Source organism: Solimicrobium silvestre, assembly GCF_002976435.1.
In the GTDB taxonomy this organism is placed as follows: domain Bacteria; phylum Pseudomonadota; class Gammaproteobacteria; order Burkholderiales; family Burkholderiaceae_D; genus Solimicrobium; species Solimicrobium silvestre.
Genome location: NZ_PUGF01000004.1, coordinates 48,426 through 61,316 on the forward strand (window position 1 = coordinate 48,426; position 12,891 = coordinate 61,316).

Annotated in this window: 10 protein-coding genes, 1 tRNA gene and 6 pseudogenes; 10 read left to right on the forward strand and 7 right to left on the reverse strand. The window is 46.6% G+C overall.

The window, feature by feature from the left end; genetic code table 11:
* Nucleotides 1-46: 46 nt before the first annotated feature.
* From S2091_RS05725 to tnpC, 9 genes and pseudogenes are all read left to right on the forward strand, one after another.
* A complete protein-coding gene (locus tag S2091_RS05725; protein ID WP_105530851.1) occupies nucleotides 47-2,623 on the forward strand; it encodes a beta strand repeat-containing protein in 2,577 nt (858 codons plus the stop codon).
* A 248-nt stretch (nucleotides 2,624-2,871) separates the two neighbouring features.
* Entirely contained in the window at nucleotides 2,872-3,060 is a 189-nt protein-coding gene (locus tag S2091_RS05730) for a hypothetical protein (RefSeq protein ID WP_105530852.1), read from the forward strand.
* Between the two features lie 94 nt (nucleotides 3,061-3,154).
* Nucleotides 3,155-3,562, forward strand: a pseudogene (locus tag S2091_RS05735) (IS30 family transposase); the annotation flags it as partial.
* A 5-nt stretch (nucleotides 3,563-3,567) separates the two neighbouring features.
* Nucleotides 3,568-3,693, forward strand: a pseudogene (locus S2091_RS24430) (IS3 family transposase); the annotation flags it as partial.
* Between the two features lie 209 nt (nucleotides 3,694-3,902).
* A pseudogene (locus S2091_RS05740) lies at nucleotides 3,903-4,961 on the forward strand (IS110 family RNA-guided transposase).
* 12 nt (nucleotides 4,962-4,973) lie between these two features.
* Nucleotides 4,974-5,126: pseudogene (locus S2091_RS05745) on the forward strand (IS3 family transposase); the annotation flags it as partial.
* Nucleotides 5,127-5,452: 326 nt separating this feature from the next.
* Nucleotides 5,453-5,920, forward strand: coding sequence for a transposase (locus S2091_RS05750; RefSeq protein WP_105530853.1), 468 nt, complete (start codon nucleotides 5,453-5,455; stop codon nucleotides 5,918-5,920).
* Nucleotides 5,904-6,197, forward strand: a complete 294-nt coding sequence (gene tnpB / locus S2091_RS05755; RefSeq protein ID WP_105530854.1) for an IS66 family insertion sequence element accessory protein TnpB — start codon at nucleotides 5,904-5,906, stop codon at nucleotides 6,195-6,197. The genes S2091_RS05750 and tnpB overlap by 17 nt, the downstream gene beginning before the upstream one ends.
* 50 nt (nucleotides 6,198-6,247) lie before the next feature.
* Nucleotides 6,248-7,707: pseudogene (gene tnpC / locus S2091_RS05760) on the forward strand (IS66 family transposase).
* 34 nt (nucleotides 7,708-7,741) lie between these two features.
* On the opposite strand, the pseudogene S2091_RS24440 reads toward tnpC, so the two are convergent.
* The 7 genes and pseudogenes from S2091_RS24440 to petA all read right to left on the reverse strand — a co-directional run.
* Nucleotides 7,742-7,892 (reverse strand): annotated as a pseudogene (locus tag S2091_RS24440) (site-specific integrase); the annotation flags it as partial.
* 95 nt (nucleotides 7,893-7,987) lie between these two features.
* Nucleotides 7,988-8,063: transfer RNA gene (locus S2091_RS05770), tRNA-Thr, on the reverse strand.
* 25 nt (nucleotides 8,064-8,088) lie between these two features.
* A complete protein-coding gene (locus S2091_RS05775) occupies nucleotides 8,089-8,553 on the reverse strand; it encodes a ClpXP protease specificity-enhancing factor (RefSeq protein WP_105530855.1) in 465 nt (154 codons plus the stop codon).
* 66 nt (nucleotides 8,554-8,619) lie between these two features.
* On the reverse strand, nucleotides 8,620-9,231 hold the full coding sequence (locus S2091_RS05780) for a glutathione S-transferase N-terminal domain-containing protein (RefSeq protein WP_105530856.1): 612 nt from the start codon (nucleotides 9,229-9,231) through the stop codon (nucleotides 8,620-8,622).
* A gap of 140 nt (nucleotides 9,232-9,371) precedes the next feature.
* Nucleotides 9,372-10,133 carry a cytochrome c1 gene (locus tag S2091_RS05785; protein WP_105530857.1) on the reverse strand — a complete coding sequence of 254 codons (762 nt, stop codon included), beginning with the start codon at nucleotides 10,131-10,133 and terminating at the stop codon, nucleotides 9,372-9,374.
* Between the two features lie 20 nt (nucleotides 10,134-10,153).
* Nucleotides 10,154-11,566, reverse strand: coding sequence for a cytochrome b (locus tag S2091_RS05790; RefSeq protein ID WP_105530858.1), 1,413 nt, complete (start codon nucleotides 11,564-11,566; stop codon nucleotides 10,154-10,156).
* The gene (gene petA, locus S2091_RS05795) at nucleotides 11,566-12,180 is read right to left on the reverse strand and encodes a ubiquinol-cytochrome c reductase iron-sulfur subunit (RefSeq protein WP_105531034.1); all 615 of its coding nucleotides are present in this window, start codon (nucleotides 12,178-12,180) and stop codon (nucleotides 11,566-11,568) included. Before petA ends, S2091_RS05790 begins: the two co-directional genes overlap by 1 nt.
* Nucleotides 12,181-12,460: 280 nt before the next feature.
* Here petA and mscL point away from each other — a divergent pair, with 280 nt between their 5' ends.
* Complete coding sequence (mscL, locus tag S2091_RS05800) at nucleotides 12,461-12,880, forward strand: large conductance mechanosensitive channel protein MscL (RefSeq protein WP_105530859.1); 420 nt, start codon at nucleotides 12,461-12,463, stop codon at nucleotides 12,878-12,880.
* The last annotated feature ends 11 nt before the right edge of the window (nucleotides 12,881-12,891 follow it).

Consider the following 12,891-nt stretch of genomic DNA (forward strand, 5'->3'; position numbering starts at 1 on the left):
TAAATTCCAATCCACAACGAATGTCCAACCACAAATTGAACGGTAAATGACAATGAAAAAAAACAGCTTCGTTACACACTTCCAAATCTTATTATTAACTTTGTTGTTAAGTTCGTGCGGAGGCGGTGCAAGTTCACAATCTCAAACTTCAACAATGTTTACAATTTCGGGAACTGTTACTGGTTTAAACCCAGGTTCGCAAATTACTATCTTAAATAACGGGGCAGACGCACAAACAGTAACTTCAAACTCTGGATTTGCATTTGACGTTGCCGTAGTTCGAAACGGTAGTTATGCTGTTACGGTGGGAACTCTAACCGCAGGTCAACTATGCCATGTAACTAATGACACGGGGGTAAATGTTGTAGCAAATGTCACTGATGTGAGTATTGTATGCGAGGCTGCCGCAGACACAATACTTCATAATTTTTCCGGCCAAACGCCAGTTGGGCCACACCCTTCTTTTTCTTTAACGTTAGGAAATGATGGTGATTTTTATGGAGTGACAACCCTGGGTGGTACGAGCAACAATGGCACAATATACAAGGTCACATCTGCTGGTGTTGAAACAGTACTTTATTCCTTTGCTGGAGGTACGTTGGATGGGACCGCACCTAGTGCTTCTTTAACGCTGGGAAATGATGGCAATTTTTATGGTGTAACGAAGTCTGGTGGCACCAGTAACAACGGCACGGTGTTCAAAATTACCCCCGCCGGCGTTGAAAGTGTACTTTATTCTTTTAGTTTCAGTGCATATCCTTATTCTTTAACGTTGGGAAATGATGGCAATTTTTATGGAGTAACAACTAATGGTGGAACCAGTAACAATAGCGGCACTGTATTTAAAATTACTCCTTCCGGCGTTGAAACAGTGCTCTATTCTTTTGCTGGCGGCACGTTAGATGGAGCCGTACCTTGTGCTTCTTTAACATTGGGAAATGATGGTAATTTTTATGGTGTAACGGAGTCTGGTGGTACCAGTAACAACGGAACGGTGTTCAAAATTACCCCCGCCGGCGTTGAAAGTGTACTTTATTCTTTTAGTTTCAGTGCATATCCTTATTCTTTAACGTTGGGAAATGATGGCAATTTTTATGGTGCAACTGCTTATGGTGGAAACAGCAACAATGGCGGCACTGTATTTAAAATTACTCCTTCCGGCGTTGAAACAGTACTCTATTCTTTTGCTGGTGGCACGTCGGATGGAACGAATCCTCAGACTTCTTTAACATTAGGAAGCGACGGCAATTTTTATGGGGTCACATCAAATGGCGGAACCAGCAATAATGGCACCGTATACAAGATCACTCCTGCTGGTGTTGAAACTGTACTCTATTCCTTTGCTGTGGGCACATCGGACTCATCAGATCCTTATGGCTCTTTAACACTAGGAAATGACGGCAATTTTTATGGAGTAACTGGGGGCACTGCTAGCGTCCCCACCCAAGGAGTACCTTGGTCTTACCCTAATTTCGGCACGATATACAAGATCACTCCTTCAGGCGTGAATACATTACTCTATTCATTTACTGGCACTGCGGAAGACGGATTTTTTCCATATTCATCTTTAACTATTGGGAATAATGGCAATTTTTATGGTGTGACAGTGGAAGGTGGAAACTACGGTTATGGAACTGCATACAAAATCACTCCCGCCGGTGTTGAAACAGTGCTCTATTCCTTTACTGGGGGTACATCTGATGGAATTGCACCTTGTGGTTCTTTGACATTGGGAAATGATGGCAATTTTTATGGGGCCACATCGATTGGTGGAACCAACGGTTTCGGCACGGCATTCAAAATTACCCCCGCTGGAATTGAAACAGTTCTTTATTCTTTTTCTGGCGGCACATCGGATGGAGCGAATCCTCAGGGCTCTTTAACATTGGGAAGCGATGGCAATTTCTATGGGGTTACATCGAATGGCGGAACCAACAAAATAGGTACCATATACAAGATCACTCCTGCTGGAATTGAAACAGTACTCTATTCTTTTGCTGGCGGCACGTCGGATGGAGCGAACCCTCAAACTTCTTTAACATTAGGAAACGATGGCAATTTTTATGGGGTCGCATCGAATGGCGGAACCAGCAATAATGGCACTGTATACAAGATTACTCCTGCTGGAATTGAAACAGTACTCTATTCTTTTGCTGGCGGCACGTCGGATGGAGCAAATCCTCTAGCCTCTTTAACATTGGGAAGCGATGACAATTTCTATGGGGTTACATCGAATGGCGGAACCAGCAATAATGGCACCGTATACAAGATTACTCCTGCTGGAATTGAAACAGTACTCTATTCTTTTACTGGCGGCACGTCAGATGGAGCGAATCCCCAGGCCTCTTTAACGTTGGGAAGCGATGGCAATTTCTATGGGGTTACATCGAATGGCGGAACCAGCAAAAAAGGTACCATATACAAGATCACTCCTGCTGGAGTTGAAACAGTACTCTATTCTTTTGCTGGCGGTACGTCAGATGGAGCGAATCCCCAGGCCTCTTTAACATTAGGAAGCGATGGCCATTTTTATGGAGTGACTACGCAAGGCGGAATATTTTCGAATATTCACCCAATAGGAAATACTATGCCAGCGCAAAATGGAACAGTTTTCAGATACTGATTTCGGTCCCAATTTACGTAAAACCCGAGTATCCTATATTAAGTAAGGCGTCTTAGCTGAAAGCGTCATAGTAAGCTTTGAGCTTTCCCTGAAATTTAGTCTTCCATAGGTGGCGTAAAATAATGTTACTTTAGGAAGACTGGAAATGAAAAAAATACTGAAACAATCCTACACAGCGAAGCTCAAGGAACTTGCTGTCAAACGTGTTAAGGATCGTGAATCAATCGCGACAGTGATCACAGAATTGGTTGGGCGATCAGACGCTACGTAACTGGGTCAAAGCGGCAGCGGAAGGCAAGCTGAAAGGCGCTGGCAGTAAAGTGATAACGCTGGAGGCAATGGAACTTTCCAAACTACGCGCCGAAGTTGCTCAACTGAAGCGGGAGAATGAAATCATAAAAAAAGCAGCGACGTATTTCGCGAGGGATGTTCTGTGAAGTAAGCCTGGATGAATAGGCACAGTACAACCTTATACACTGACTGAAATGTGCGGCGTACTGGAGGTCAGCATCAGCGACTATCGTGTGTGGAACTCACGTTGAGCGTCATACACGTTACATGATGTTAGTTAAGGTCGACGGTAAAGATGCCAAGTCAGTTGTTGTTGCATTGATTAAAAACGTGCGTAAATTACCTATAGAACTCTACAAGCAGCTAACCTGGAATCGAAGTTCAGAGATGACCGGTCACAAGCGTTTCACATTGCTGACCGACATTCAGGTTTATTTCTGTGACTCACAAAGCCCGTGGCACCATGGATCGAATGAAAATACAAATGAATTATTGAGTCTGTACTTTCCAAAGGGTCTCGACCTATCGACATTCTCGCAAGTGAAACTGAATGCAGTGGCAAGAAGATTGAACGAGCGACCTAGAAAAACGTTAAACTATAAAACACTGGCTGAGATTTTTTATCAATATGTTGCATCAACCCGTTGAATCCACAACGCAGACCGGACGCTGGCGTGATGCGCTACTCGGATCGAGGCAGCGAATACCCCAGCCATGCATTTCAGGATGAGCTCAAAGAATTGGGTATGATCTGCTCGATGAGTCGCAAGGGGAATTGCTAGGACACTCAGTCTATTATGTCGGAGAACGCCTGCCAAATCTGACCCGTGCTGGGATTGGCTTGCTGCCTTTGCATTGACCTGTCGATTTGATCAGAGCGTTGCCGGGCCCAGTGCTTGTGACCTAATAGGAGCTTTGTTCTGCACCGTGAGTGTCCTGTCCGGCAAGTGGGATTGGTGATGCGCCTACCTTAAATGAGGAGTGCGAAATGCATGATCAATCAATACAAAATGAAGTGATCCTGGGTGTTGATACGCATTTGGATACCCATGTTGCAGCAGTCATCAGCCATACCGGGAAATTACTTGGAACATTGGCAACGCCAACGGATGCCAATGGTTATTTGAAACTTCTGGCTTGGGCGCGCTCATTGGGATGAGTAAAGCGTGCTGGTGTGGAAGGTACTGGCACCTATGGTGCAGGCCTTGCTCGCGTTTTACGCGAGCAAGGAGTTGAGGTATTGGAAATCAATCGACCTAACCATAGCCAGCGTCGGCTGAATGGCAAGTCTGATCCGACGGACGCAGAAAATGCCGCGCGTTCAGTTCTTTCTGGCGAGGCAACATCTATTCCGAAGTCGCAGTCCGGTGCTGCAGAGGCAATGCGCACGATCTCCATTGCTCGGCGAAGCGCAGTGAAGGCGAAGACACAGACGATTAATCAATTGAGGTCGATATTGGTTAGTGCTCCACAGGAAATTCGCGAACGCCTTTGGAAAATAAAAGCAGAACAATGCGTTGCTGGCTGCGCACAGCTTCGACAATTGGGAACAACAACACTCCTAAAGACTTTAACCACGACATTACGTTTATTAGCGAAACGTTGGCTGATGCTGGCGGCTGAGTTAAAGGAGTTAGATGCAGCACTAAAGCAGTTGACGATGCAGTCCGCTCCGCATCTTCGTGAACAGTTCGGCATCGGCCCTCAGACTGCCGCCACATTGATCGCCGTTGCCGGCGACAATCCTGAGCGCCTGCGTAGTGAAGCCGCGCTTGCTGCGCTATGTGGTGCAAATCCATTACCGGCCTCGTCAGGTAAAACAGTACGTCATCGCCTAAATCGTGGTGGTGATCGTCAGGCCAATAATGCGCTGTGGACTATAGCCATGGTGAGAATGCGAAGTGAACCACGAACTCGTGCTTACGTTGAAAGGCGAACTGCGGAAGGTATGTCGAATAAAGAAATTCATCGCTGTTTGAAGCGATACATCATCCGGGAGCTATACCCATTAATTCTGGCGGACTTGGCGGCAGCGACGATTTCTTGACATAGGAGCGTCAATGCGCAGGCGGAGAGTTGGTTTAACAGCTTCAAGAATGAATGCTTTCATGGGATACGCTACGCAACCCATGATGATATAAAGGCGGCCAGCTTTGAATATATTGAAGTGTTTTATAATCGAACCCGTCAGCACTCAATACTTGGGTATTAATCGCCAATTCAATATCTCAATTGCTATAGAAAGATGCAAAACCAGGCAAAACTGGCTGCATAAAACTCACCTGATGGCAGACGTAATATCAAGGGAACGTCAATAAAAGTAACCGTCCAGCGCTATCACCTATGAACAACAATTAAATTCCTGCACTCTTCAGAACTGATCATTTTGGAGAGCAATGCATGTCAAGAATCAAATCATTAATCAGCCGCGCAGATTGGCTACAAGTAAGCGTGCTGTCACTACCGTTTAAGCAAAGAAAGCAAGAATTGTCATGATATCTGAACACAATCAACGACATAAATCGAGCCAATTCAATCATGACGCAAACAGATCAAACAGCAGCACAACGTACCCTGCGCAAACCACATCGCCAACATAGCATCGAATTTAAACGCGCAGTTGCAGAGCAAGCGCTGCAACAAGGTGCTTGCATAACGCACATCGCGCGCGAGCATGATATCCGACCTAATCTGGTGCATAGCTGGCGTCAACGATACCGGGAAGGCTTGCTAAACGCCCAATCAGATCAGAAGTTACTACCGGTGGCGTTGATTGAATCCATTGCGCCATCCCAATCAGATAAAGCACCTGTGCCAGAGGAAACCTCACCGTGTTCCGGTTTTATCTTACTCAATGCCGGACAGATCAGCATGCGCATCAAAGGCCGCGCCGATCCGATGGCGCTGAAGCTGATTCTCACCGAGTTGCTGTCATGCTATAGGCCTGCCTGCAGGGATCCGCATCTGGCTGGTTGCGGGCATCACCGATATGCGCGCCGGATTTAATGGGCTGGCGGCTAAAGTAGAAACGGCGCTGGAAGACGACCCGTTTAGCGGGCATGTGTTTCTATTCCGTGGGCGGCGCGGTAACGTCATCAAAGTGCTGTGGTCAACTGGTGACGGTTTATGCCTGCTCTCAAAGCGACTAGAACAAGGGCGGTTCATCTGGCCGCAAGCCGACAGCGGCAAAGTGCATTTGACCCAGGCCCAGCTATCGATGCTGCTGGAAGGAATCGACTGGAAACAACCCAAGCACACCCAACCTGCCATGACGATGTTGTAAACACGCACTGACCTGTTGTAAACCAACACCGCCGCGCGTAAACTACGTGCATGCTGACCACATCCCCTGACTCCTTACCCAATGACACGGACGCACTGAAAGCGTTGCTGTTGCAGCGCGATCAGGAATTGGAGCAATTACGTGCCACGGTCTCCACCCTGCAGCAGGCACTCAGTATCCGCAGTCTGGAAATCGAACAACTTCAACTCCAGATCAACAAACTCAAACGCATGCAGTTTGGCCGCAAATCGGAAAAACTGGATCGTCAGATTGCACAACTCGAAACCCGTCTGGAAGATCTCATCGCCGAAGAAGGGCAGGAACACTACCAGAGCAAGGCATTACCTACCGAATTGCCACGCATTGAACACCGTCATGAACCCGAATCCTGCTCGTGTGGTGCCTGCGGTCAAGCGTTAGTCCAGATCGGTGAAGACATCACCGAACAACTCGATGTCGATCCAGCACGGTTCTTTGTACAACGCCACATCCGTCCCCAGTATGCCTGTCGCCATTGCGAAACCATCACGGCTGCAGCGATACCGGCGGCCATCATTGACGGCGGCTTAGCTACGCCCAGCTTACATGCTTGGGTGGTGATTCAAAAATATCTGGATCACCTGCCACTGTATCGAATTGAACAAATCAGTACCCGTCATGGCGTGGCGATTTCCAGATCAACCTTAGCGGAATGAATAGGTCGAATCGGTGTCGCGCTGCAACCATTGGCAGAGCGTTTATCGGAACTTCTCAAACAACGCAGCGTATTACATGCGGATGAAACGCCGGTACCGCAACTTGACCCCCGCAAAGGTAAAACCAAACGTGCGTATTTGAGGGCGTACCGCAGCAACAACCTGGAGGCCGGTGCGCCCATCGTCGTGTTTGAATTTCAAGCCAGTCGCAGCGGCACGCATGTGCAAGACTTTCTTGCTGATTGGCGGGGTCATCTGATGGTGGATGATTATGGCGGTTACAAACACTTGTTCAAACAAGGCATCACCGAACTGGCTTGTCTTGCACATGCCCGGCGCAAATTCTTTGATTTGCACGCCGCCAATCAACACCCAATAGCGGAAGAAGCATTGCAACGGATTGCCGAGTTGTATCGACTCGAAAGTGAAGCGGCAGGCTACTCCATTGAAGAGCGACAGCGATGGCGAGCTGAACACGCAAAACCAGCGCGGAAGGCGGTGAGCTGTCGCGCGCCATTGATTACAGTTTAAAACGCTGGCCAGCGATCTTGTGTTACGCCGACAGCGGACACCTGCCCATAGATAATAATCCGATCGAGAATGCGATTCGGCCAATAGCCCTTGGAAAAAAGAATTGGTTATTCGCTGGTTCAGAACGCGCCGGGAAACGGGCAGCGGCCATTCAAACTTTACTGGCAACAGCCAAAGCCAACGGTATTGAGCCGTTCGCTTGGCTGAAAGACACCTTAGAAAAATTACCTACCTGTTCGAATAGTCGCATCGACGAACTTCTCCCGTTACGGGCTTACCACTAACTCTGCCGCCTGAACAGGTGGTAGGTGGTGCCGTCGGACGCTTACCAATAAAAACACCACGCACCATTTCATGCTCCGTTCGGCGCGACCAATCTTCGGCATCACGTTTTGGAAGTTGTAGGCCAACCGAGCTTGCGTATGAATGCTTTCCAAGTGCCAGAAGGGGTTTTAACGATGGTCGCTATGGGCCTTTGTGATTGCTAAGTGTACTGATACTGTACTTTTAACGACGCGCAAAAAAAACGCCTTCAACGGAAACCGTTGAAGGCGTTTTGAATACTGGTGCCGACTGCAGGACTTGAACCCGCCACCCCCTGATTACAAGTCAGGTGCTCTACCAGATGAGCTAAGTCGGCTAAACTTGAAGATCGAGATTATATATTACTTTATGATGGTTAGGCTAGGTTTTTTTCTGATTTCTTTTAAATTTGTTTCTGTTTTTGCCGAACTATCGTCTGTGTTAGTAATTGCCAAAGTCATTGCTGGCTTTTCAGTTACTGGCGACGGCGCAATTTCTTTATTTACTAATTCAGAACTAACTTCAAAAGCCATGCCCTGCCCGTTTTCGCTAGCATAAATTGCGGCGATAGCTTCTATCGGCACATAAATATCACGTGATACTCCGCCAAAACGTGCTTTAAAACTGATCGCTAAATTATCCATCTGCAAACCGCTGCAGGCTGAGAAGGCGATGTTTAAAACGATGTCGCCGTTACGGACGAATTCCATCGGTACGCGCACTTGACCTTGCACCTTGACGGCGATGTGCGGTGTGTAGCCATTATCCGTGCACCATTCGTACAGGGCGCGAATTAAATACGGCTTGGTTGAGGCTGTTTCCGACATAATATTTACCACTTTTTTCCAGCACTGCGGGCAACCTGAACAACAGGCTGCCACACAGACTTAGTATTAACGACGCATTACTTTTTCAGAAGGAGTCAACGCTTCAATGTAGGCAGGACGGGAAAAAATCCGTTCTGCGTATTTCATTAACGGCGCTGCTGTTTTTGAAATTTCAATGCCGTAATGATCCAAGCGCCACAGCAGAGGTGCAATAGCGACGTCTAACATTGAAAACTCTTCGCCCAACATGTATTTATTTTTGATAAATAATGGGGCTAAAGTTGTTAAACGATCGCGAATTTCTGCGCGTGCTTTGTCTAATACTTTGCTTGAATTACCTGATTTGTCATTTTCCAAAGTATGTACATGAATGAACAATTCTTTTTCAAAATTAAACAACATCAAGCGTGCGCGTGAGCGCATTAACGGATCCGCTGGCATCAATTGCGGATGCGGGAAACGCTCATCAATGTATTCATTGATGATGTTGGATTCATACAAGATCAGATCGCGTTCGACCAGAATAGGTACTTGACCGTACGGATTCATGGTTGAGATATCTTCAGGCTTGTTGAATAAATCAACATCACGGATTTCAAAATCCATTCCTTTTTCAAACAAGACCAAACGGCAGCGTTGTGAGAAAGGGCAAGTTGTGCCCGAGTAGAGAACCATCATTTTTGTAGTTCCTTAAAAACAAATAGAGCAAGACCTAACGGTTCACTCTGATAGTACGAACAGCGTACAACACATAGTGATTTACCGCGCTAAACAGTAAATCACTATTACTTATTTACTTAACTTAATTCTTTATTCAGTTACTTAACTTCTTTCCAGTACGATGCATTTAAACGCCATGCCAGCAAGCTCAACAAGCTCAACCACATCAGCACCCAAACACCTAAACGCTTACGCGTGCTTTGTGCTGGTTCGCCCATCCAGTTCAGATAACCAACCAAATCAGCGACTTCGTTGTCGTATTCAAGTGGGGTTAATTTACCAGGAGTGAGCATAGTGAATTTTTTGAATTCGATGGTTTTTTTAGCATGATCATGCTCGTCTTCGACCTCTTCAAACTCAGCGCTACGCACACCCTGCAATTCCCATAACACGTGAGGCATGCCGACATTCGGGAATACCATGTTATTCCAGCCAGTTGGACGAGACTCATCTTTGTAATAAGTGCGCAGATAAGTATACAACCAATCAGGGCCACTACCAGCTTCGGATGATTTAGAACGGGCAATCACGGATAAATCAGGCGGCGCCGCACCAAACCAGGCCTTGGCATCTTTAACCGACAAGTGGGTGGTCATCAGATCACCGACTTTGTCGCCAGCTAACAGCAAATTATTTTTGATTTGATCATCAGTTAAACCCAGATCTTTCAAGCGGCTGTATCGCATAGAAACAGCAGAGTGGCAATTCAGACAGTAATTAACGAATAATTTTGCACCGTTTTGCAATGCCGCCATGTTGTTGGCACGGTCAGGGGCTTTATCCAACGGATAGCCTTCGCTTGCCAATGCCAAAGCTGGCAGCAAAACCAAGGTAGCGATAAATGTTTTAACAAATTTCATATCTTCTGTCCCTTTGGATGCTAGTGAGGCTTGAATGTAACGCGGCTTGGTACTGGCTTGAATGTACCCATCGCGCTCCACCATGGCATTAATAAGAAGAAACCAAAGTAGATCACAGCACAAATTTGCGAAATACGTTCACGCACCGGTGATGGCGGCTCTACACCCAAATATCCCAAAACAACAAACGCGATACCGAACAAGATAAACACGGTTTTATGCCAGTCCGGACGATAGCGTATTGATTTAACCGGAGACTGATCCAGCCAAGGCATACCAGCCATAATCATTACCGAAGAACCGAACAACACCACGCCCCAGAATTTAGCTTCCAGACCGAATGGCATCATGCCGATAATTATTAACAAACCGAGTGCGGCAATCGCTGCTTTGACGAATGCCGGCAATTTAGTTTTTAAGTAAATCAGGCTGACATACCCCGCGATACCGGCTTGCACCACATACAAGAACTCACTTGTGGTAGCACGCAAGATCGAATAAAACGGTGTGAAGTACCAAGTTGGAGCAATGTGCAACGGCGTCTTCAGTGAATCTGCCGGAATAAAATTGTTGGATTCCAGGAAGTAGCCACCCATTTCTGGAGCAAAGAAAACCACTGCGCTAAATAAGACTAAAAATACCGTCACGCCAAAAATGTCGTGAACAGAATAGTAAGGATGTGAAGGAATGCCATCCAACGGATGACCGTCAGCATCTAAGTTGTCTTTGATTTCAATGCCGTCCGGGTTATTTGAGCCGACTTCATGCAAGGCGATTAAATGCGCAGCAACCAAGCCCAGCAATACCAGCGGGATCGCAATAACGTGGAATGAGAAGAAACGATTTAAGGTAGCGTCTGACACAACATAATCACCACGAATCCACAATGACAGATCAGGACCGATGAAAGGAATTGCACCAAACAAGTTAACAATAACCTGTGCACCCCAGTAAGACATTTGGCCCCAAGGCAGCAAGTAACCGAAGAAGGCTTCTGCCATTAAACACAAGAAAATGGCAAAGCCGAATAACCAGACCAGTTCACGTGGCTTGCGATAAGAACCGTACATCAAGGCTCGCGCCATGTGCAGGTAAATGATGATGAAGAACGCAGAAGCTCCGGTGGAGTGCATGTAGCGCACTAACCAACCCCAAGGCACTTCGCGCATGATGTATTCAACTGAGGCAAACGCTAACGTTGCATCTGGTTTGTAGTGCATTACCAAAAAAATACCGGTGACGATTTGTATCACCAACACCAACATGGCTAATGAACCGAAGATATACCAAAAGTTAAAGTTTTTTGGTGCGTAGTATTGGCCCCATTGATCGTTCCATAATTTAGTTAATGGAAAACGGGAATCAACCCAATTCAGAGCTTTGTCGACGACGGGTGCGTCTGCCGGCAGCTTCTTCTCAACAAATGCCATGATTAAGCCTCGCCTTTCTCATCTTTACCGATGACAATTTTAGTGTCGGAAAGATACATATGCGGTGGGACATCCAAGTTTTGTGGTGCTGGTTTGTTTTTGAACACACGGCCAGACAAATCGAATGTGGAACCGTGGCATGGGCATAAAAATCCGCCTACCCAATTGTCAGGCAACGATGGTTGTGGGCCTTCTGCAAATTTCTTACCTGGCGAGCAGCCCAGATGAGAGCAAATGCCAACTGCAATCAACACATCTTTATGGTCTTTACGCGAGCGACTTTGCTTTTCGCAGTACTCGGGCAACGGCATAGTGTAAGGTTTTAACGAATCAGGATCAGCAACTTCGCTTTCCGTTTTAGCCAGGCTCGCCATCATTTCAGGCGTACGTTTAAGTATCCAGACTGGTTTGCCGCGCCATTCGGCGACAGTCATTTCCCCTGGTTGCAAACTTGAAATATCCACTTCAACTGGAGCGCCCGCTGCTTTTGCGCGTTCAGATGGTTGAAATGTGCTGACCAGCGCACCTGTTGCGGCCAAACCTACAACTCCACCTGCCGCGCACGTTGCGACGAGCAAGCCACGGCGGCCGGAATCGACCTGCTTTTCGTTACCCATACCAACCCCATTCGTCAAAACTAAATTTGTTGAAAAATTTACAGCCATCATAGAATAAGACTATTACTTAACATCCAGCAACCCTAAATTATAAAGGAGCCAGAGCCTGAATTAAAGGAAAACATTAAGATGCATGCAATCAAGCTCGTTTTTTGAGCAAAACTCTGCTGGTTTTGCTGCATGACACCACACTAAAGCAGTTGATTTTAAAAGATAATTTAAGTTCGCAGGTGTAAAATAGCAACTACTTACTTATTTACAACTACCATAAGGAGCCAATATGGCAATGATGCAAGAATTTAAATCATTTATCACGCGCGGCAATGTCGTTGATTTGGCAGTCGGTGTCATTGTTGGCGCAGCATTCAGTAAAATTGTCGATTCGTTAGTACAAGACGTGATCATGCCAGTGGTTGGCAAAGTGGTCGGCGGCCTGGATTTTGCGAATTACTATCTGCCACTCAACCACCAAGACACTAATTTGACCTTGGTCGAGGCTAAAAAACTCGGCGCAGTATTTGCCTACGGCAATTTTTTAACCATTGTCCTTAACTTCCTGATTTTGGCTTTCATCATTTTTCAAATGGTGCGCTTAGTGAATAGCGCCAGAAAAAAAGCCGAGGAGGCACCGGCGGCCCCCGCTGCAACACCGGAAGAAGTGCTGTTGTTGCGCGAAATTCGTGATTTATTAAACAAATAACTCGCGCATTG

Excerpts from the sequence above, each read along its gene's own strand:
- S2091_RS05780 (WP_105530856.1), bottom strand. The coding sequence starts at position 9,231 with ATGATGGTTCTCTACTCGGGCACAACTTGCCCTTTCTCACAACGCTGC.
- S2091_RS05785 (WP_105530857.1), bottom strand. The coding sequence starts at position 10,133 with ATGAAATTTGTTAAAACATTTATCGCTACCTTGGTTTTGCTGCCAGCT.
- S2091_RS05725 (WP_105530851.1), top strand. The coding sequence starts at position 47 with ATGACAATGAAAAAAAACAGCTTCGTTACACACTTCCAAATCTTATTA.
- petA (WP_105531034.1), bottom strand. The coding sequence starts at position 12,180 with ATGGGTAACGAAAAGCAGGTCGATTCCGGCCGCCGTGGCTTGCTCGTC.
- S2091_RS05750 (WP_105530853.1), top strand. The coding sequence starts at position 5,453 with ATGACGCAAACAGATCAAACAGCAGCACAACGTACCCTGCGCAAACCA.
- mscL (WP_105530859.1), top strand. The coding sequence starts at position 12,461 with ATGGCAATGATGCAAGAATTTAAATCATTTATCACGCGCGGCAATGTC.
- tnpB (WP_105530854.1), top strand. The coding sequence starts at position 5,904 with ATGCGCGCCGGATTTAATGGGCTGGCGGCTAAAGTAGAAACGGCGCTG.
- S2091_RS05775 (WP_105530855.1), bottom strand. The coding sequence starts at position 8,553 with ATGTCGGAAACAGCCTCAACCAAGCCGTATTTAATTCGCGCCCTGTAC.